20 protein-coding genes and 1 riboswitch are annotated in these 17,284 nt (G+C 44.5%); of the genes, 19 read left to right on the top strand and 1 reads right to left on the bottom strand.

What is annotated here, in order from left to right; all coding sequences use genetic code 11:
- Positions 1 to 20 precede the first annotated feature (20 nt).
- From deoB to lysA, 15 genes are all read left to right on the top strand, one after another.
- The gene (gene deoB / locus K1I44_RS00755; RefSeq protein WP_219984980.1) at positions 21 to 1,202 is read left to right on the top strand and encodes a phosphopentomutase; all 1,182 of its coding nucleotides are present in this window, start codon (positions 21 to 23) and stop codon (positions 1,200 to 1,202) included.
- A gap of 13 nt (positions 1,203 to 1,215) precedes the next feature.
- The gene (locus K1I44_RS00750; protein WP_219984979.1) at positions 1,216 to 2,040 is read left to right on the top strand and encodes a purine-nucleoside phosphorylase; all 825 of its coding nucleotides are present in this window, start codon (positions 1,216 to 1,218) and stop codon (positions 2,038 to 2,040) included.
- A 17-nt stretch (positions 2,041 to 2,057) separates the two neighbouring features.
- A complete protein-coding gene (locus K1I44_RS00745; protein ID WP_091703524.1) occupies positions 2,058 to 3,359 on the top strand; it encodes a pyrimidine-nucleoside phosphorylase in 1,302 nt (433 codons plus the stop codon).
- A gap of 89 nt (positions 3,360 to 3,448) precedes the next feature.
- Positions 3,449 to 4,606, top strand: coding sequence for a D-alanyl-D-alanine carboxypeptidase family protein (locus K1I44_RS00740; RefSeq protein WP_219984978.1), 1,158 nt, complete (start codon positions 3,449 to 3,451; stop codon positions 4,604 to 4,606).
- Positions 4,607 to 4,706: 100 nt separating this feature from the next.
- Positions 4,707 to 5,057: an anti-sigma F factor antagonist gene (gene spoIIAA / locus K1I44_RS00735; RefSeq protein ID WP_003394358.1), complete on the top strand. Its 351-nt coding sequence runs from the start codon at positions 4,707 to 4,709 to the stop codon at positions 5,055 to 5,057.
- Complete coding sequence (spoIIAB, locus tag K1I44_RS00730) at positions 5,058 to 5,498, top strand: anti-sigma F factor (protein WP_003394361.1); 441 nt, start codon at positions 5,058 to 5,060, stop codon at positions 5,496 to 5,498.
- A 13-nt stretch (positions 5,499 to 5,511) separates the two neighbouring features.
- Entirely contained in the window at positions 5,512 to 6,249 is a 738-nt protein-coding gene (gene sigF / locus K1I44_RS00725; RefSeq protein WP_003394364.1) for an RNA polymerase sporulation sigma factor SigF, read from the top strand.
- A gap of 78 nt (positions 6,250 to 6,327) precedes the next feature.
- Positions 6,328 to 6,948 (top strand): stage V sporulation protein AA, encoded by a 621-nt coding sequence (locus K1I44_RS00720; RefSeq protein WP_219984977.1) that lies wholly within the window; start codon positions 6,328 to 6,330, stop codon positions 6,946 to 6,948.
- Positions 6,938 to 7,357: a stage V sporulation protein AB gene (locus K1I44_RS00715; protein ID WP_219984976.1), complete on the top strand. Its 420-nt coding sequence runs from the start codon at positions 6,938 to 6,940 to the stop codon at positions 7,355 to 7,357. Before K1I44_RS00720 ends, K1I44_RS00715 begins: the two co-directional genes overlap by 11 nt.
- A gap of 10 nt (positions 7,358 to 7,367) precedes the next feature.
- The gene (locus K1I44_RS00710) at positions 7,368 to 7,712 is read left to right on the top strand and encodes a SpoVA/SpoVAEb family sporulation membrane protein (protein WP_219984975.1); all 345 of its coding nucleotides are present in this window, start codon (positions 7,368 to 7,370) and stop codon (positions 7,710 to 7,712) included.
- Positions 7,713 to 7,724: 12 nt separating this feature from the next.
- Positions 7,725 to 8,732 (top strand): stage V sporulation protein AD, encoded by a 1,008-nt coding sequence (gene spoVAD, locus K1I44_RS00705; RefSeq protein ID WP_219984974.1) that lies wholly within the window; start codon positions 7,725 to 7,727, stop codon positions 8,730 to 8,732.
- Positions 8,733 to 8,734: 2 nt separating this feature from the next.
- Positions 8,735 to 9,055, top strand: a complete 321-nt coding sequence (locus tag K1I44_RS00700; RefSeq protein WP_219984973.1) for a SpoVA/SpoVAEb family sporulation membrane protein — start codon at positions 8,735 to 8,737, stop codon at positions 9,053 to 9,055.
- Positions 9,052 to 9,654, top strand: coding sequence for a stage V sporulation protein SpoVABEA (gene spoVAEA, locus K1I44_RS00695; RefSeq protein WP_219984972.1), 603 nt, complete (start codon positions 9,052 to 9,054; stop codon positions 9,652 to 9,654). Before K1I44_RS00700 ends, spoVAEA begins: the two co-directional genes overlap by 4 nt.
- On the top strand, positions 9,611 to 11,080 hold the full coding sequence (locus tag K1I44_RS00690; protein WP_219984971.1) for a spore germination protein: 1,470 nt from the start codon (positions 9,611 to 9,613) through the stop codon (positions 11,078 to 11,080). The genes spoVAEA and K1I44_RS00690 overlap by 44 nt, the downstream gene beginning before the upstream one ends.
- 69 nt (positions 11,081 to 11,149) lie before the next feature.
- Complete coding sequence (gene lysA / locus K1I44_RS00685; protein WP_219984970.1) at positions 11,150 to 12,469, top strand: diaminopimelate decarboxylase; 1,320 nt, start codon at positions 11,150 to 11,152, stop codon at positions 12,467 to 12,469.
- A gap of 24 nt (positions 12,470 to 12,493) precedes the next feature.
- Here lysA and K1I44_RS00680 read toward each other — a convergent pair whose 3' ends face one another.
- A complete protein-coding gene (locus K1I44_RS00680) occupies positions 12,494 to 13,357 on the bottom strand; it encodes a DUF1002 domain-containing protein (RefSeq protein WP_219985120.1) in 864 nt (287 codons plus the stop codon).
- A gap of 127 nt (positions 13,358 to 13,484) precedes the next feature.
- Between K1I44_RS00680 and K1I44_RS00675 the strand changes: the two genes are divergently transcribed.
- The 4 genes from K1I44_RS00675 (at position 13,485) to K1I44_RS00660 (ending at position 17,280) form a co-directional block, all read left to right on the top strand.
- Complete coding sequence (locus K1I44_RS00675) at positions 13,485 to 13,925, top strand: peptidylprolyl isomerase (RefSeq protein WP_219984969.1); 441 nt, start codon at positions 13,485 to 13,487, stop codon at positions 13,923 to 13,925.
- Between the two features lie 152 nt (positions 13,926 to 14,077).
- Positions 14,078 to 14,210: riboswitch (FMN riboswitch) on the top strand.
- Positions 14,211 to 14,360: 150 nt separating this feature from the next.
- A complete protein-coding gene (ribD, locus tag K1I44_RS00670; RefSeq protein ID WP_219984968.1) occupies positions 14,361 to 15,437 on the top strand; it encodes a bifunctional diaminohydroxyphosphoribosylaminopyrimidine deaminase/5-amino-6-(5-phosphoribosylamino)uracil reductase RibD in 1,077 nt (358 codons plus the stop codon).
- Between the two features lie 5 nt (positions 15,438 to 15,442).
- Entirely contained in the window at positions 15,443 to 16,081 is a 639-nt protein-coding gene (gene ribE, locus K1I44_RS00665; RefSeq protein ID WP_003394390.1) for a riboflavin synthase, read from the top strand.
- A 5-nt stretch (positions 16,082 to 16,086) separates the two neighbouring features.
- Complete coding sequence (locus K1I44_RS00660) at positions 16,087 to 17,280, top strand: bifunctional 3,4-dihydroxy-2-butanone-4-phosphate synthase/GTP cyclohydrolase II (RefSeq protein WP_003394392.1); 1,194 nt, start codon at positions 16,087 to 16,089, stop codon at positions 17,278 to 17,280.
- Positions 17,281 to 17,284: the final 4 nt, after the last annotated feature.

The raw sequence follows: 17,284 nt of genomic DNA, 5'->3' as shown, positions 1-17,284 counted from the left end.
GCAACTGAGGAGGTACAATCGTGAAGCCTACATATAAACGTGTATTTTTAATCGTAATGGACTCGGTCGGGATTGGCGAGGCGCCAGATGCTGAAAAATATAACGATAAAGGGGCAGATACGCTCGGACATATCGCACAACATCGCGGTGGCTTAAACATGCCGAATATGGCGAAACTAGGTTTAAGTAACATTCGCGAAATTGAAGGTATCCCAAAAGCGGAAAAACCGCTTGCTTATTACACGAAAATGCAAGAAGCGTCCGCAGGAAAAGATACGATGACAGGACATTGGGAGCTCATGGGGCTTCGTATTGATACGCCATTTCAAGTGTTCCCAGATGGATTTCCACAAGAATTAATTGAAGAGTTGGAAAAACGGACGGGAAGAAAAGTGATCGGAAATAAACCGGCGAGTGGAACGGCGATCATTGATGAGCTTGGTCCAGAACATATGGAAACAGGCGCGTTAATCGTATATACGTCCGCTGATTCCGTTTTACAAATTGCAGCACATGAAGAAGTCATTCCGCTAGAAGAGCTATATCGCATTTGCAAAATTGCGCGAGAATTGACGCTTGATGAAAAATATATGGTCGGTCGCGTGATCGCGCGTCCATTCATCGGCACACCGGGCAATTTCCAACGAACAGCGAATCGTCATGATTATGCGTTAAAGCCGTTTGGGCGAACTGTCATGAACGAGCTGCAAGATGCAGGTTACGACGTGATTGCCATCGGTAAAATTGCTGATATTTATGACAATGAAGGTGTAACTCAGACGTTGCGCACAAAATCAAATATGGACGGGATGGACAAATTAGTCGATACGTTACAAATGGATTTTACAGGGCTAAGCTTCCTTAATCTCGTTGATTTTGATGCGCTATATGGACATCGCCGCGACCCGAAAGGATATGGGGATGCGTTAGAACAATTTGATGCCCGTTTACCTGAAGTGTTTGAGCGTTTAAAAGATGATGATTTATTAATTATTACAGCTGACCACGGCAATGATCCTGTACATCATGGAACAGATCATACGCGCGAATACGTCCCTCTCCTCGTTTATAGCCCGAGCATGGACGGGGGAAAACAACTTCCGCTTCGCGAGACGTTCGCAGATGTCGGTGCAACGATTGCGGAAAACTTTGGCGTGGCGATGCCAGCACATGGAACAAGCTTTTTACGTGATTTAAAATAAGGAGCGTGAACATATGAATCGAGCAGCAATTGAACAAGCGGCACAATTTTTAAAAGAAAAGTTTCCGAATCCACCACAAATCGGCTTAATTCTTGGCTCCGGTTTAGGTGTGTTAGCAGACGAGATCGAACAAGCAATCAAAATTCCTTACAGTGACATTCCGAATTTCCCTGTATCGACAGTCGAAGGACATGCAGGCCAACTCGTATACGGTCAGTTAGAAGGCGCAACGGTTGTCGTCATGCAAGGGCGTTTCCATTACTACGAAGGGTACAGCTTTGATAAGGTGACGTTTCCGGTCCGTGTCATGAAGGCACTCGGCGTCGAACAGCTCGTTGTTACGAACGCGGCAGGTGGGGTAAATGAGTCGTTCGAACCGGGCGATTTAATGATTATTTCAGATCATATTAACAACATGGGTGGCAATCCGCTCATCGGTCCAAACGATTCGTCGCTTGGCGTACGCTTCCCAGATATGACCGAAGCGTACAGTAAACGACTTCGCCAGCTGGCAAAAGATGTCGCGAACGAGATTGGCTTACGCGTGCGTGAAGGAGTGTATGTTGCTAATACGGGTCCAGCCTATGAAACACCAGCTGAAATTCGCATGATCCGCATGATGGGTGGCGATGCGGTCGGAATGTCTACTGTGCCTGAAGTCATTGTTGCGCGCCATGCTGGGGTGGAAGTGCTCGGTATTTCTTGCATCTCTAACATGGCGGCCGGCATTTTAGATCAGCCGCTTACGCATGATGAAGTGATCGAAACGACGGAAAAAGTAAAAGCCGACTTTTTGCGATTTGTAAAAGCGATCGTGCGCCGCATGGCTAAAAACTGAACGAGAAGGTGAACACAATGAGAATGGTCGATTTAATTGAGAAAAAAAGAGACGGTCATACATTAACGAAAGAAGAAATTCAGTTTATCATTGAAGGGTACACAAAAGGTGACATTCCTGATTATCAAATGAGCGCGTTGGCGATGGCAATTTTCTTCCGCGGCATGAACGAAGAAGAAACAGCTGAATTAACGATGGCGATGGTGCATTCAGGCGATACGATCGACCTTTCAAAAATTGAAGGAGTAAAAGTGGATAAACATTCCACAGGTGGTGTGGGCGACACGACAACGTTAGTGCTTGGACCGCTCGTTGCTTCTGTCGGTGTTCCGGTTGCGAAAATGTCGGGGCGCGGCCTTGGACATACGGGTGGAACGATCGATAAACTAGAATCGGTGCCAGGTTTTCACGTTGAAATTACGAACGATGAATTTATCGATCTTGTGAATAAAAATAAAATTGCCGTTGTCGGTCAGTCTGGTAATTTGACGCCAGCGGACAAAAAGTTGTATGCGCTTCGTGATGTGACGGCAACGGTCAACAGCATTCCGCTCATCGCTTCATCAATTATGAGTAAAAAAATTGCTGCTGGTGCTGATGCGATCGTGCTTGATGTGAAAACGGGCGCAGGCGCATTTATGAAAGATTTAAATGATGCAAAAGCGTTGGCGAAAGCGATGGTCGATATCGGAAATCGCGTCGGTCGAAAAACGATGGCGATCATTTCTGATATGAGCCAACCGCTCGGCTATGCGATCGGAAATGCCCTTGAAGTAAAAGAGGCAATCGATACGTTAAAAGGTGAAGGACCGGAAGATTTACAAGAACTTTGCTTAGTGCTTGGAAGCCATATGGTATATTTAGCTGAAAAAGCATCTTCGCTTGAAGAAGCTCGCCATATGTTAGAACGAGCGATGAAAGACGGCTCCGCACTTGAAACGTTTAAGACGTTTTTAGCTGCGCAAGGCGGCGACGCATCTGTTGTTGATGATCCGAGCAAATTGCCGCAAGCAAAATATATTATTGAACTAGAAGCGAAAGAAGATGGATACGTATCCGAAATTGTCGCGGATGCGGTCGGAACGGCAGCGATGTGGCTTGGTGCAGGGCGGGCGACGAAAGAATCAACGATCGATTTAGCTGTCGGTCTCGTGCTTCGCAAAAAAGTTGGCGATGCGGTGAAAAAAGGTGAATCGCTCGTTACAATTTACAGCAACCGTGAACAAGTGGATGATGTAAAACAAAAACTATATGAAAACATTCGCATCTCAGCAACTCCTGTGCAAGCACCAACATTAATTTACGATAAAATTTCGTAACCTGAAGGATTCATTCCTTCAGGTTTTTTTATGTATAAAAAAATAAAAAATGGAAAGGATGGCAAGTATAAAGAAATGGAGGGTTGGAGATGAAGCGATTTTTTTGCGTGTTTGCTATCGCGTTTCTTTTTCTTCCAAGCGTCGTTGTGCGCGCGGAGCAGCCGAAAATTGAATTAGCACCTGAGGCGCGATCAGCAATTTTAATTGAGAGAGACACAGGGGCTGTTTTGTATGAAAAAAATGCCCATGAGCCGCTTCCACCAGCGAGTATGACGAAAATTATGACAATGCTTCTCATTATGGAGGCTATTGATCAAGGAAAGTTGAAGCTAGACGAGCGAGTGCGGGCGAGTGAATATGCCGCATCGATGGGTGGATCGCAAATTTTTCTAGAGCCTGGGGAAGAAATGACAGTAGACGATTTACTTAAAGGTGTGGCGATCGGATCGGGCAATGATGCATCCGTCGCACTAGCAGAGCGCATTGCGGGATCAGAAGAAGCATTTGTTCATATGATGAACGAGAAAGCGAGGCAACTTGGTCTAAAACATACAACATTTGAAAATACGACCGGTTTACCAGCAAAAAATCATTATAGCACGGCTTACGATATGGCGGTTATGGCAAAAGAGTTATTAAAATACGATTTAATTACAAAGTACACAGGTACGTACGAAGACTACTTGAGGCAACATACAGATAAAAAATTTTGGCTCGTCAATACGAATCGACTTGTCAAATTTTATCCGGGTGTTGACGGGTTGAAAACAGGTTATACGAGCGAAGCAAAATACTGTCTAACCGCGACAGCGAAAAAAGGCAATATGCGCGTCATTGCCGTCGTTTTTGGGGCGCCAACACCGAAGGCGAGAAATGCGCAAATTACAAAAATGTTAGATTATGCGTTTAGCCATTATGAGACGAAACCGCTTTATAAAAAAGGGGAAACGATTACGACGCTTCCTGTCAGCAAAGGAAAGAAACGATCAGTCGCCGTTGTGACGTCTGAACCGCTTTCTGTTTTATTGAAAAAAGGGGAAAAGTCTGAGGCAATAAAAGCGGCATGGAAATTAAACGAAAAAGTGAAAGCACCGGTGAAAAAAGGAGATGTGCTTGGCACGCTCATCATTAAAAAAGACGGTTCGGTGATTGCGAAAAGTCCTTTAGTGGCGAAAGAGCAAGTAGAAGAAGCAAACATGTGGGAATTATTTAAACGAATGTTCAGCTCCTTCTCACGCACATCTTGACGAAACGGGGCGAATGACCACTAGTTTTGTCGGCAAGAAGGATTGAAGCATAAATCAGTCGAATTCTTCCTTAACCTAAGCGGATAAGGAGGAAACAATCGTGAGTTTATCGATTCAATTAGAAGTGAAACAACATGTGTTGCTCGTTCGATTAGCTGGTGAGTTAGATCATCATACAGCAGAAGAGCTGCGTGCAGCTGTAACCGATGTATTGGAACGCGAGCGAGTGAAAGCGATCGTTTTAAACTTGAATGAGTTAACGTTCATGGATAGTTCAGGATTAGGTGTCATTTTAGGCAGATATAAGCAAATACAACGACTTGGTGGAGAGATGGTTGTTTGTTCTGTTTCCCCATCAATTAAGCGTTTGTTCGATATGTCAGGATTGTTTAAAATTATTCGTTTAGAAGCGAACGAACAGTATGCGTTGCAAACATTGGGGGTGGCGTAAATGAGAAATGAAATGCACCTCCAGTTTTCTGCCCTCAGTCAAAATGAATCATTTGCTCGCGTGACAGTTGCAGCGTTCGTCGCACAGCTTGATCCAACGCTTGATGAGTTAACTGAAATTAAAACGGTTGTATCGGAAGCGGTGACAAATGCGATTATTCACGGGTATGAAAACGATCCAAGCGGCATCGTATATATTTCCGTCATCATTGAAGGGCATACCGTCCATTTAACTGTTCGCGATTGCGGAAAAGGAATTGAAAACGTTGAAGAAGCAAGGCAGCCGTTATTTACGACAAAACCGGAGCTTGAACGTTCCGGCATGGGGTTTACGATTATGGAAAACTTTATGGATGAAGTGAACATTTATTCCAAAGTGAATGAAGGAACGACCGTGGAGCTGATTAAGCATGTAACGAAAAGCAAAGCGTTATGCAATTAAGGGAGACGTGCCTATGGATGTCGAGGTACAAGCTGTCAAAGATCACGAGATTAAACAATTGATTCGGAGAAGTCAACAAGGAGATCAGCAGGCGCGCGACGAAATCATTGAAAAAAATATGCGTCTTGTTTGGTCGGTTGTGCAAAGGTTTTTAAACCGCGGATACGAACCAGAAGATTTGTTTCAAATCGGTTGTATCGGTTTAATGAAATCGGTTGATAAGTTTGACTTGTCATACGATGTCAAGTTTTCCACATATGCTGTACCGATGATTCTCGGTGAAATTCAACGCTTTATTCGCGATGACGGATCCGTGAAGGTGAGCCGTTCATTAAAAGAAATTGGCAATAAAATAAGAAAAGCAAAAGATGAATTATCGAAACGAAACGGCCGCGTCCCGACGGTAAATGAAATTGCCGAGTTTTTGCACATTGCGCCAGAAGACGTTGTGTTAGCGCAAGAAGCTATTCGCTCGCCAACGTCCATTCATGAAACGGTGTATGAAAATGACGGCGATCCCATTACGCTGCTCGATCAAATTGCCGATGAGCCAGATGTTTGGTTCGATAAAATTGCGTTAAAAAAGGCGATGGAAGAGCTTGATGAACGTGAGCGGCTTATCGTTTACTTGCGTTACTATAAAGATCAAACACAATCAGAAGTGGCAGCTAGATTAGGCATCTCTCAAGTGCAAGTATCTCGTTTAGAGAAAAAAATATTGCAACAAATGAAAGCCCGAATGGATGAATAAGTCCGTTCGGGCTTTTATGCATACAGAATACACATATATCCCATACTACAAATATCATGAAGGAAGCAAGGTGTCAGTATGAAAGGGACAGTTTTTTTGAAAATGCGCCATCGTATACAAGTACAACCGAACGCAACCGTTCGATTAGGGGACGTCGCACAAGTGATTGCAAATGAACGAATGGACGAGCTTAGGCGAGTGCCAATTTATACAGTGCAAAAGAAGGATCGCAACATTGTTATCATTGACGTGATGCATGTGATGAAAACTTTGCTGGATGTTGTTCCACACGTTGACGTTCAATTACTTGGACCGTCGCAAACGATTGTTGAAGTGGTGTATGAAAAAAAACGATGGGGCTATTTGTACGTTCCAGTCGTTTGGCTTCTTTTGTTTGTCGGATCAGGGCTTGCCATCATGAATTTTCATGAAGATGTGAGCATGCAACAAGTGCAACAACGATTATATCGGGTCATTACAGGGAAGGAAGTCGTCAAGCCGCTATGGTTTCAAATTCCATATTCGCTCGGATTAGGTCTTGGCATGATTTTATTTTTTAATCATTTTTTTAAAAAGCGCATTAATGAAGAGCCGAGCCCGCTTGAAGTTGAAATGTTCCAATATCAACAGTCGCTCGATCAATACGTCATTATGCATGAAAATAAAGAAGCGATGAGGCGAATGAACGATGATTCGTGAGTTCATTGTAGCGTTTGTCGGATTAGCAGGAGGGTTAGCTGTCGGTTCAGGTTTTGTAGCGTTTTTAACTGTTCTTGGCGTCATTCCCCGTTTAACACAGTTAACGAAAACGATGAAATGGATTGCGACGTATGAATGGGGAGTTGTACTTGGAGCGGTTGTAAGCAGTTGGATTAGCCTGCGCGATCCTCTTTTTTCTCTTCCTCCTATACTTGCAAGCGTCATCGGCCTCTGTAGCGGCGTGTTTGTCGGCATGCTTGCAGCGGCGTTAACGGAAGTATTAAACGTATTTCCGATTTTAGCGAAGCGACTCGGTATCGATGAGCAAATTGTCATATTACTTATGGCGATGGTATTTGGCAAAGTGGCAGGTTCTCTTTTTCATTGGATATATTTTGTCGATCGATAGGAGGGAATGTATGTTGAAAGCTTTTTTAGCAGGGGGATTGATCGCGATAGTCGGTCAGGCGCTTCACGATATGTATAGCATATGGTTTCATATGAATGAAGCGGAAGCGATTCGCTGGATGAACGGAACGCTTATCGTGTGTGCCGCGCTATGTACCCCTACTCGATTGTATCGCCGATTTACACAAATTGCCGGGGCAGGAATGATCGTGCCGATGATGAGTTTAGCCAACATATGGAGCGCCACCGCATTGGAGTATCGGAATGAAGGAGCGGCAGAACATATGTTTTTTGTTGGGGGAAGCATCATTGTGACATTAGTTGTTGCTTCATATGTTGCTGCGTTGTTTTTGTAAAGGGGGATGCATATGAAAAAAGTGGGAGCACAAACGATCGTTTTTGACAACGACATTTACGTTGAATCGGTCGGTACGGTTGTAGGACCAAAAGAACGTCAAGGTCCGCTCGGTTCATCATTTGATCGGGCATATGATGACTTATATTGCGAGGAACAAAGTTGGGAACTAGCAGAGCGGCGGCTTATGAAAGAAGCGATTACGATTTGTTTAGAAAATGGGGGCGTAGCCGCTCAAGATGTCGATTTATTTATTGCAGGAGATTTACTGAATCAAACTGTTACTGCCAACTATGTAGCAAGCGAACTAAACGTTCCATTTTTAGGGGTATTTAGCGCTTGTTCAACGATAACGGAAGCGATGCTCGTTGCTGCTACATTTATTGATGGGACGTTTGCTCGGCGCGTATTAGTTGCTACAAGCAGTCACTACGGGGCAGCTGAGCGTCAGTTTCGTTTTCCGACGACAATCGGTGTGCAAAAAGGGGAAAGCGCATCATGGACAGTGACAGGGGGGGCGGCTGCGTTATTAAGTACGACTCGTTCGCCATTTCGCATTCGTTCGGCAACGATCGGTCGCGTCGTCGATAGCGGTGTGACCGATCCGCTCGATATGGGGCGAGCGATGGCACCAGCAGCGTTTACGACGATAAAGCAACATTTGGTCGATTGTGGCCTTTCTCTACAATCTTATGATGTCATTGTGACAGGAGACTTAGGAAAAGTAGGAAGTAACGAGTTCAAGTCGTTATGTGATGATGCGAACATGAACATAGGCGACCGATACACAGACTGCGGTGTGCTTATTTATGATGCAGAACAACAAGCGTTTGCAGGCGGGAGTGGCTGCGCGTGCTGTGCGGTCGTCACATATAGCTATTTTCTTCGGCAAATGAAAGAGAAAAAAATAAATACAATGCTCGTTGTGGCGACAGGTGCATTGTTCAATAGCACGATGGTGAAGCAAAGCCAAACGATTCCAGCGATCGCTCATGCCATCTCGATCGAAGCGGTGACATAAGGATGGAAACGTACGTATATGCGTTTATTGTTGGCGGAGTATTATCGTTTATTGGGCAATTATTACTGATGAAATGGTCGTTCGTCCGTATGATGACGATACTTATATTGCTCGGTATGATCATAGAAGTGGTCGGATGGTACACTTCGTTTCAGTCGTTAGCGCATGCAGGTGTGGAAACGACGCTTGTTCATATGGGGGCTTCTTGCATACAAGCGGTAAAAACGGGGGACTTTACAAATGTCGTCTTTTTTCTTTCTTTTCCGATTGCTGTTGCATGGGTAACCGCGTTCGTCTGTAAGCCGAGAGGAAGGATGGAATGAAAAAAAGAAAAGTGATTTTAGTAACAGATGGAGATCAGCATGTGCAACGTGTGCTTGAATGGTTAGCAAAGCAACTCGGCGGTCGCTGCATTAGCCAGTCGCAAGGAAATCCATCACGTTTAACAGGTAAACAGCTCGTCGATCTTATTTTACAGACGCCGTATGATCCTGTCTTTGTTATGTTTGACGATAGCGGCATTATTGGTGAAGGGGCAGGGGAACAAGCGCTTCGCTATGTCGCGACGCATAAACAAATCGATGTGTTAGGGGCAATTGCAGTAGCATCTGATACGAACAATCAAGAATGGACAAAAGTACATGTTTGCATCGATTACGATGGGTGTTTTACCACGTACGGTGTAGATAAAGAAGGCATTTGTGAGTGGGAAGTCGGTCGAATCAATGGTGATACTGTATATTGCTTAGATGAATTATCGATTCCGATCGTTGTTGGCATTGGGGACATTGGAAAAATGAGACGGCGCGACGATATTCGTAACGGTTGTCCGATTACGCGCAAGGCGATTGAATATATTCTTGAAAGGAGTAGGCGTGATGAAAACAGAAAGTTGCATACCGATTTCTCCGAAGTTGAATGAAAATGAGCAGTTTTTTAAAGATGCGATTGGGGTCGGAACGAGCTTCGACTTAGGTGTGCGTAAATTGCACATTTTAAAAACAGATGTACATCTATACTATTGTAACGGTCTTTGTGATACGCAATACATCATCGAACTGCTCGAAATGCTCGTTCAAGTAAACGATCGTGAGCGACAATCGGCAAAGCTGCCCGAAATCATTGAAAATCGTCTCGTTCATCAGCAAGTAAACCCTGTAAAAAGCTTAGATGAAGCGGTTGATTTTTTATTAACCGGTCTCATTTTACTATTTATTGATGGGGAAACGAAAGCATTTGCTGTCGATGTGCGAAGTTATCCGGGTCGCTCGCCTGAGGAGCCCGATACGGAAAAAGTTGTGCGCGGCGCGCGCGACGGCTATGTTGAAAACATTGTCGTCAATACAGCGTTAACCCGGCGCCGCATTCGTGACGAAAGGCTTCGCTTCGAGATGATACAAGTTGGTGAGCGCTCGAAAACAGACGTTTGTATTGCGTACATTCAAGATGTAGCTGACCCGGGTCTTGTTGAATTGATTAAACAAGAATTAAACGAAATTAAAATTGACGGGTTGACGATGGCGGATAAAACCGTTGAAGAATTTTTAGTGAAACAAGGATACAATCCGTACCCGCTTGTGCGCTATACAGAGCGACCCGATGTAGCTGCTACCCATTTATTAGAAGGGCACGTTATTATCATGGTCGATACTTCGCCAAGCGTCATTATTACGCCAACAACGTATTTTCACCACGTTCAACACGCGGAAGAATATCGGCAATCCCCAGCGGTCGGAACGTTCGTACGATGGGTGCGTTTTTTAGGCATTTTCGCATCGCTCTTTTTGTTACCACTTTGGTTTTTATTCGTTCTCGATCCGTCGTTATTGCCAGAAAAGCTGGCATATATTGGACCGAATGAGAAAACGAACATCCCTATTTTTGTGCAACTTTTAATTGCGGATATCGGTATCGAGTTTTTACGAATGGCTGCTATTCATACGCCAACGCCATTATCGACAGCGATGGGCTTAATTGCAGCCGCATTAATTGGGCAAATTGCTATTGATGTTGGACTGTTTGTGCCGGAAGTCATTTTGTACGTATCGATTGCTGCGATCGGTTCTTTTGCTACACCGAGTTATGAATTAAGCATTGCAAATAAAATTTTCCGTCTCTTATTTTTAGTTGTTATTGCCTTATTTGGTGTACCAGGATTTATGATTGGTGTGACCGTATTTTTACTGTTTCTCGCCAACATTCGCTCATTAAATACACCATATTTATGGCCATTTATTCCGTTCGATCCGGGGGCGTTTATGCAAATTATCGTTCGACGATCCGTTGCTGGTTCTTCCATTCGCCCGAGTATCGTTCATCCACAAAATAAGCAAAAACAACCGACATAAAAAGGTTGAAACGTACCAAAAATTATGGTACGTTTTCTTTAATTATTTCGGAATCATCAGGGGGATTGTATGATTATGCACGGAACGATGCAAATAAATGAACGTGGACATTTACAAATTGGAGGTGTCGATGCGATTGAACTTGCTCGCACGTATGGGACACCGCTTTACATTTACGATGTTGCGCTTATTCGTGAGCGGGCGCGGGCGTTTAAACGAATGTTTCATAAACATGGGGTGCGTGCGCAAGTAGCGTACGCAAGCAAAGCGTTTTCGACGATAGCGATCGTACAGCTGATGGCAGAGGAAGGATTGTCGCTTGATGTCGTTTCGGGCGGCGAGTTGTATACTGCTTTAGCAGCCGGCTTCCCTGTTGAACGTATTCATTTTCATGGGAATAATAAAAGTAAAGAAGAGTTACAAATGGCGATTGAGGCGAAAATTGGTTGCATTGTTGTCGATAACTTTTACGAATTAGAGCTACTGCAACAACTTTGTTCTGCTCATGAATATACGATGCCTATTTTATTGCGCGTCACACCGGGAATTGAGGCGCATACTCACGACTATATTTTAACAGGTCAAGAAGATTCAAAGTTCGGTTTTGATTTGCATAATGGACAAGCGGATAACGCGTTGCAGCGCGCTCTCGCTTCTTCTCATCTTCATGTGCTCGGTATTCATTGTCATATCGGTTCGCAAATTTTTGATGCGACAGGCTTTGTACTTGCAGCGAAAAAGTTGTTTGAAAAACTTTCCTCATGGCGTGATGCATACGATTTTACTGCTCAAGTTGTCAATCTCGGGGGCGGTTTTGGTATTCGTTATACGAAAGATGATGACCCGCTTGCGCCAGAACAATATGTCGAGCAAATTATTGAAGAAGTGAAGCGAAACGTTGCTCGTTTCCAACTTCCGTTTCCAGAAATTTGGATTGAGCCGGGACGTTCGCTCGTGGGGGATGCTGGAACGACGATATATACGATCGGCTCTCGGAAAGAAGTGCCAAACGTCCGACAATACGTTGCAGTCGATGGGGGAATGAGCGATAACATTCGCCCTGCGCTATATGAGGCAAAATATGAAGCGGTGCTAGCTAACCGCATGTACGATCATTGTGACGAAGTGGTCGCGATAGCTGGGAAATGTTGTGAATCAGGTGATATGCTCATTTGGGATTTACCGCTCCCAAAGGCGCAACCAGGGGACTACTTAGCTGTTTTTTGCACCGGTGCTTACGGATATGCGATGGCCAATAACTACAATCGCATCCCGCGGCCAGCGGTCGTATTTGTTGAAGACGGTGAGGCAGAGCTTGTCGTGAGACGTGAAACGTACGAAGATTTAATTCGACTCGACTTGCCGCTAAAAGCGGGGGTGAAAAAATAACCGAGGCGGTTGCCTCGGTTATTTTTATGCTCCAAATGCACCGCGGAGCGCATTCCATATTTCACGTAAAATGTCAACGATGCGCTGAATGAACGTTCGACCTTCTTCTGTTTGTAAAAAGGCTGATAGTTTGTCTCTCGCTTGAGCCAACTGCTCATTTACTTGATTCCAATCGATGTTGACATTTTTCATTTTGTTAAATAAAGAAAGTAAACTATTGATTTCTTCTTCCGTTAACGTAATGCCAAGCTCTTGAGCGATTCGTTCAATAAGCGCACGCATGTCGGCATCAGTTTTTGGGGGATTTTTCGCAATTTCTTCTTTAATCTTTGCAAGCAACGCTACCGCTTTGTCGTTGCCGATTGATTCACCGAGTTGCGCCGTTTTCACCATTTCTTCATTTGCCACTTTTTTTACTTCGTCAGGAATGACTTCGTTTGAAGAAAGTTCGTATGCTTTCATTAATCCTGTCAGCGCAGCCGTCCCTGATACAGGAAATGGTGCAGTAATGTAAATGACGGCGTCTTTCACCCCCGCCGTAATGAGCGCGTTCATATACATTTCTTTTGTTACCCAGTTGATGTTGTTCGTCTCGACTTGTAGCCCCGAGCCGGGCGCGCCAATAGTAATTTTAGATGAGGAAATAGCTTTTGTTCCAATTTGTCCTTTCGGAATGATGCCGCCGAGATATTTATGCTCTTCCGCGTTTGTAACTGTAATGATTTCAGCGTTGTCTGGTGCATTCATTTCTTTTAATATTTGTTGTTTTTGCTGCTCTGTTAAGTTTTCACCAAGTGTAATGATGACATCTCCTTCAATCGCATCAGCGAAACTAACCGATGGAATAATAAACAACAATAGAGTAAATATCGCAAACCACTTTTTCATCATGAAAGCCTCCTTCATTTTTCCTCTGTACTGTACTATTGTACAAACATTTGCGTGAACATAGAAGTGAAATATAGTAAAATGAAGCTACATTTGTTTTTACGATAGAAAGGTGGCGAAAGTTTCAATGAAGAAAAAAGGTTATATCATGATGGAGAACGGTGGAAAGGTGGAGTTTGAACTATTTCCAAACGAAGCGCCAAAGACGGTAGCGAACTTTGAAAAACTAGCGAATGAAGGGTTTTATAACGGATTGACGTTTCATCGTGTCATTAAACGGTTTGTGAGCCAAGGTGGCTGCCCGATTGGAAACGGAACAGGCGATGCAGGATACACCATCCCGTGTGAAACGGACAACAATCCGCATAAGCATATTGAAGGGGCGATATCGATGGCGCACCGTGGTCGAGATACGGGAAGCTGTCAATTTTTCATTTGTCACGAGCCGCAACCACATTTAGACGGTGTACATACAGTGTTCGGTCAAGTGACTAGTGGAATGGACGTTGTCAAAGCGATGAAAAATGGCGATGTGATGAAAGAAGTAAAAGTGTGGGACGAACAATAGTGAAAAGGAAAGATGGGAGATGAAAAAAAACTGGTTATTGTTTTTCCTCCTTTTGCTCGTTAGCTTCGTTTGGGGAGCGGCGTATTGGCTGTTTATTGCAAAATAATAGACATTTCGCTTTATTGTGCTATAATGAATAAAAATGGAATATACGCATCCTTCGGGGCAGGGTGAAATTCCCGACCGGCGGTAATGAAACGTACGTTTCTCAGCCCGCGAGCCGTTAAGGCATGATCCGGTGCGATTCCGGAGCCGACAGTATAGTCTGGATGGGAGAAGGATTGCCGAAAACTCACGCCACTTATTCCATTTATTTGGAAAATAACGATCGGCGATGGGTTATTTTGCTATGCGAAAAAGGCGATCTTTTATATACATCTTGCCCTAGGACGTTGTTCCTAGGGTTTTTATGTTATACAGGAAAGGTGGTGCAAAATGGACGAACGATATATGCGCTTAGCATTACAGCTAGCTGAAACAGCGCGTGGTCAAACGTCTCCAAACCCACTTGTCGGTGCAGTCGTTGTAAAAGATGGCGAAGTTGTCGGTTTTGGAGCTCATTTGAAAGCAGGAGAGCCACATGCGGAAGTGCATGCGCTGCGTATGGCAGGCGCGAAAGCGGAAGGCGCAACCGTTTATGTGACGCTTGAGCCGTGCAGTCATTATGGGAGAACGCCGCCGTGCGCCGATTTGTTAATTGAAAAAAAGGTGAAGCGCGTCGTCGTGGCGACGACAGATCCGAATCCACTCGTCGCGGGAAAAGGTATTGAAAAATTAAGGCGAGCGGGAATTGATGTGACCGTCGGGGTGTTGAAAGAAGAAGCGGATGCGTTAAACGAAATGTTTTTTCACTATATCTCAACGAAAACGCCGTATGTGACATTAAAATATGCGATGAGTTTAGATGGGAAAATTGCCACGAAAACGGGAGAAAGCAAGTGGATTACGTCTGAAGAGGCGCGTCGCGATGTGCATCGCGAGCGAAAGCAGCACGACGCGATCGTTGTCGGCGTCGGCACCATTTTAGCCGATAATCCGAGCTTGACCGTTCGCTTTGGTCACGAAGGAAAACAGCCGATTCGGGTTGTGCTCGATACACATTTGCGCACACCGCTTCAAGCGAACGTCGTAACAGACAACATGGCGCCAACATGGATTGTCGTCGGGCATCATGTGACGGAAGACCAAATGAAGCTGTATGAACAAACGGGAGTACAATTCATTCGTATGAATGAACATACGATTCATATTCCATCTCTTTTACGTGAACTTGGTAAGCGCAACGTCATGTCCATGTTCGTTGAAGGTGGAGCGCATGTGCACGGAAGCTTTTTATCTTCTCGCTCTGTTCAACAAGTCATCGCTTATGTCGCCCCGACGTTGATCGGTGGCAACGAAGCCCCTTCGGCAATCGGTGGGGAAGGTTTTGGTCGGATGATGGATGCGCTTCGCTTGCAAGTGAAACATGTTGAAATGATCGGATCGGATATTAAAATCGTTGCTAAAGGATGATCGCCATGTTTACAGGAATTATTGAAGAAATAGGAACCATTCAACAAATGAAACAAACAGGTGATGCGATCGTTTTTACGATCGGAGCGCATAAAGTGCTACAAGATGTGCAGCTCGGTGACAGCATTGCAGTGAACGGTGTTTGTTTAACTGTCACATCGTTTACAAATCGCTTCTTTACAGTTGATGTCATGCCGGAGACGGTGCGTGCAACGTCATTAAAAACGCTGACGGTAGGAGCGAAAGTCAATTTAGAACGGGCGATGGCGGCGAACGGTCGCTTTGGCGGTCACTTCGTTTCTGGGCATGTCGATGGTGTCGGACGTATCGTTCGCAAACAACCTGTCGCTAACGCGGTGTATTATGACATTGAAGTGCCGGGTCATTTGCGCAAATACATGATTTTAAAAGGTTCTGTTGCGGTTGACGGCACAAGTTTAACGATTTTCGGTTTAACGGATCGAACGTTTACGATTTCACTCATTCCGCATACGCGAGAAGCGACGATTTTAGGGGCAAAAAAGGTTGGCGATATCGTCAATATTGAATGTGACATCATTGGTAAGTATGTAGAACAGTTCGTTGCCGGTAAGCATGACGGGTTGACGTTGCAATTTTTGCAAGAGCACGGATATAAGGAGTGAGCGAAATGTTTCATACAATTGAAGAGGCGATTTATGATTTAATGCAAGGAAAAATTATTATCGTTTGTGATGATGAAGATCGTGAAAACGAAGGTGATTTTGTGGCGCTTGCAGAAAAAGCAACGCCGGAAGTGATCAACTTTATGATTACGCACGGTCGCGGTCTCGTTTGTGTACCGATTACAGAAGAATTGGCCGATCGGCTCGATTTAGCACCGATGGTCAATCATAATACAGATGCGCACGGCACAGCGTTTACCGTCAGCATCGACCATAAAGCAACGACGACAGGCATTAGCGCGTTTGAGCGCTCGTTGACGATTCAAGAAATGTTAAATCCAGAAGCGAAAGCAAGCGATTTTAAAAGACCAGGGCATATTTTTCCGCTTGTGGCGAAAAAAGGTGGCGTGTTGCGGCGGGCAGGTCATACGGAAGCCGCTGTAGACTTAGCGCGTCTTTGTGGGGCAAAGCCGGCAGGAGTCATTTGTGAAATTATAAAAGATGATGGGACGATGGCGCGTGTGCCTGATTTAAAACAAATAGCGGAAAAATTTGATATGAAAATGATTACGATTAAAGATTTAATCGCATATCGCAATCGGAAAGAAAAATTGATTAAACGTGAAGTGGAAATTTCGTTGCCGACCGATTTTGGCGAGTTCAAAGTGATTGGATATTCCAACACGTTAGACGGTAAGGAACATATCGCAATTGTGAAGGGAGAAATCATTCCAGATGAGCCAGTGCTCGTGCGCGTCCATTCGGAATGCTTAACAGGGGACGTGTTCGGTTCGCATCGTTGCGATTGTGGTCCTCAACTTCATGCAGCGTTAGCGCAAATTGAAGAAGAAGGTCGTGGAGTGTTGTTATATATGCGCCAAGAAGGTCGCGGCATCGGCTTGTTAAACAAATTGCGCGCATATAAGTTGCAAGAGCAAGGCTATGATACGGTCGAGGCAAACGAAAAGCTCGGCTTCGCCCCAGACTTGCGCGACTATGGAATTGGCGCGCAAATTTTAAAAGATTTAGGTGTGACAAAAATGCGCTTATTGACGAACAATCCGCGCAAAATTACTGGGTTAAAAGGATACGGATTAGAAGTTGTTGAGCGCGTTCCGCTACAAATGCCAGCGAAGCGCCATAACGAGCGCTATTTGCGGACAAAATACGAAAAACTAGGACATATGTTGCATTTTTAAGGAG

The organism is Anoxybacillus sp. ST4 (assembly GCF_019448545.1).
GTDB lineage: Bacteria > Bacillota > Bacilli > Bacillales > Anoxybacillaceae > Anoxybacillus > Anoxybacillus pushchinoensis.
This window is presented reverse-complemented; position numbering and strand designations above follow the sequence as displayed.

What these genes read in the sequence shown, in the direction of transcription:
- K1I44_RS00750 (WP_219984979.1), top strand. Translation starts at nt 1,216, where the DNA reads ATGAATCGAGCAGCAATTGAACAAGCGGCACAATTTTTAAAAGAAAAG.
- K1I44_RS00745 (WP_091703524.1), top strand. Translation starts at nt 2,058, where the DNA reads ATGAGAATGGTCGATTTAATTGAGAAAAAAAGAGACGGTCATACATTA.
- K1I44_RS00740 (WP_219984978.1), top strand. Translation starts at nt 3,449, where the DNA reads ATGAAGCGATTTTTTTGCGTGTTTGCTATCGCGTTTCTTTTTCTTCCA.
- spoIIAB (WP_003394361.1), top strand. Translation starts at nt 5,058, where the DNA reads ATGAGAAATGAAATGCACCTCCAGTTTTCTGCCCTCAGTCAAAATGAA.
- sigF (WP_003394364.1), top strand. Translation starts at nt 5,512, where the DNA reads ATGGATGTCGAGGTACAAGCTGTCAAAGATCACGAGATTAAACAATTG.
- K1I44_RS00720 (WP_219984977.1), top strand. Translation starts at nt 6,328, where the DNA reads ATGAAAGGGACAGTTTTTTTGAAAATGCGCCATCGTATACAAGTACAA.
- K1I44_RS00715 (WP_219984976.1), top strand. Translation starts at nt 6,938, where the DNA reads ATGATTCGTGAGTTCATTGTAGCGTTTGTCGGATTAGCAGGAGGGTTA.
- K1I44_RS00710 (WP_219984975.1), top strand. Translation starts at nt 7,368, where the DNA reads ATGTTGAAAGCTTTTTTAGCAGGGGGATTGATCGCGATAGTCGGTCAG.
- spoVAD (WP_219984974.1), top strand. Translation starts at nt 7,725, where the DNA reads ATGAAAAAAGTGGGAGCACAAACGATCGTTTTTGACAACGACATTTAC.
- K1I44_RS00700 (WP_219984973.1), top strand. Translation starts at nt 8,735, where the DNA reads ATGGAAACGTACGTATATGCGTTTATTGTTGGCGGAGTATTATCGTTT.
- spoVAEA (WP_219984972.1), top strand. Translation starts at nt 9,052, where the DNA reads ATGAAAAAAAGAAAAGTGATTTTAGTAACAGATGGAGATCAGCATGTG.
- K1I44_RS00690 (WP_219984971.1), top strand. Translation starts at nt 9,611, where the DNA reads ATGAAAACAGAAAGTTGCATACCGATTTCTCCGAAGTTGAATGAAAAT.
- lysA (WP_219984970.1), top strand. Translation starts at nt 11,150, where the DNA reads ATGATTATGCACGGAACGATGCAAATAAATGAACGTGGACATTTACAA.
- K1I44_RS00680 (WP_219985120.1), bottom strand. Translation starts at nt 13,357, where the DNA reads ATGAAAAAGTGGTTTGCGATATTTACTCTATTGTTGTTTATTATTCCA.
- K1I44_RS00675 (WP_219984969.1), top strand. Translation starts at nt 13,485, where the DNA reads ATGAAGAAAAAAGGTTATATCATGATGGAGAACGGTGGAAAGGTGGAG.
- ribD (WP_219984968.1), top strand. Translation starts at nt 14,361, where the DNA reads ATGGACGAACGATATATGCGCTTAGCATTACAGCTAGCTGAAACAGCG.
- ribE (WP_003394390.1), top strand. Translation starts at nt 15,443, where the DNA reads ATGTTTACAGGAATTATTGAAGAAATAGGAACCATTCAACAAATGAAA.
- K1I44_RS00660 (WP_003394392.1), top strand. Translation starts at nt 16,087, where the DNA reads ATGTTTCATACAATTGAAGAGGCGATTTATGATTTAATGCAAGGAAAA.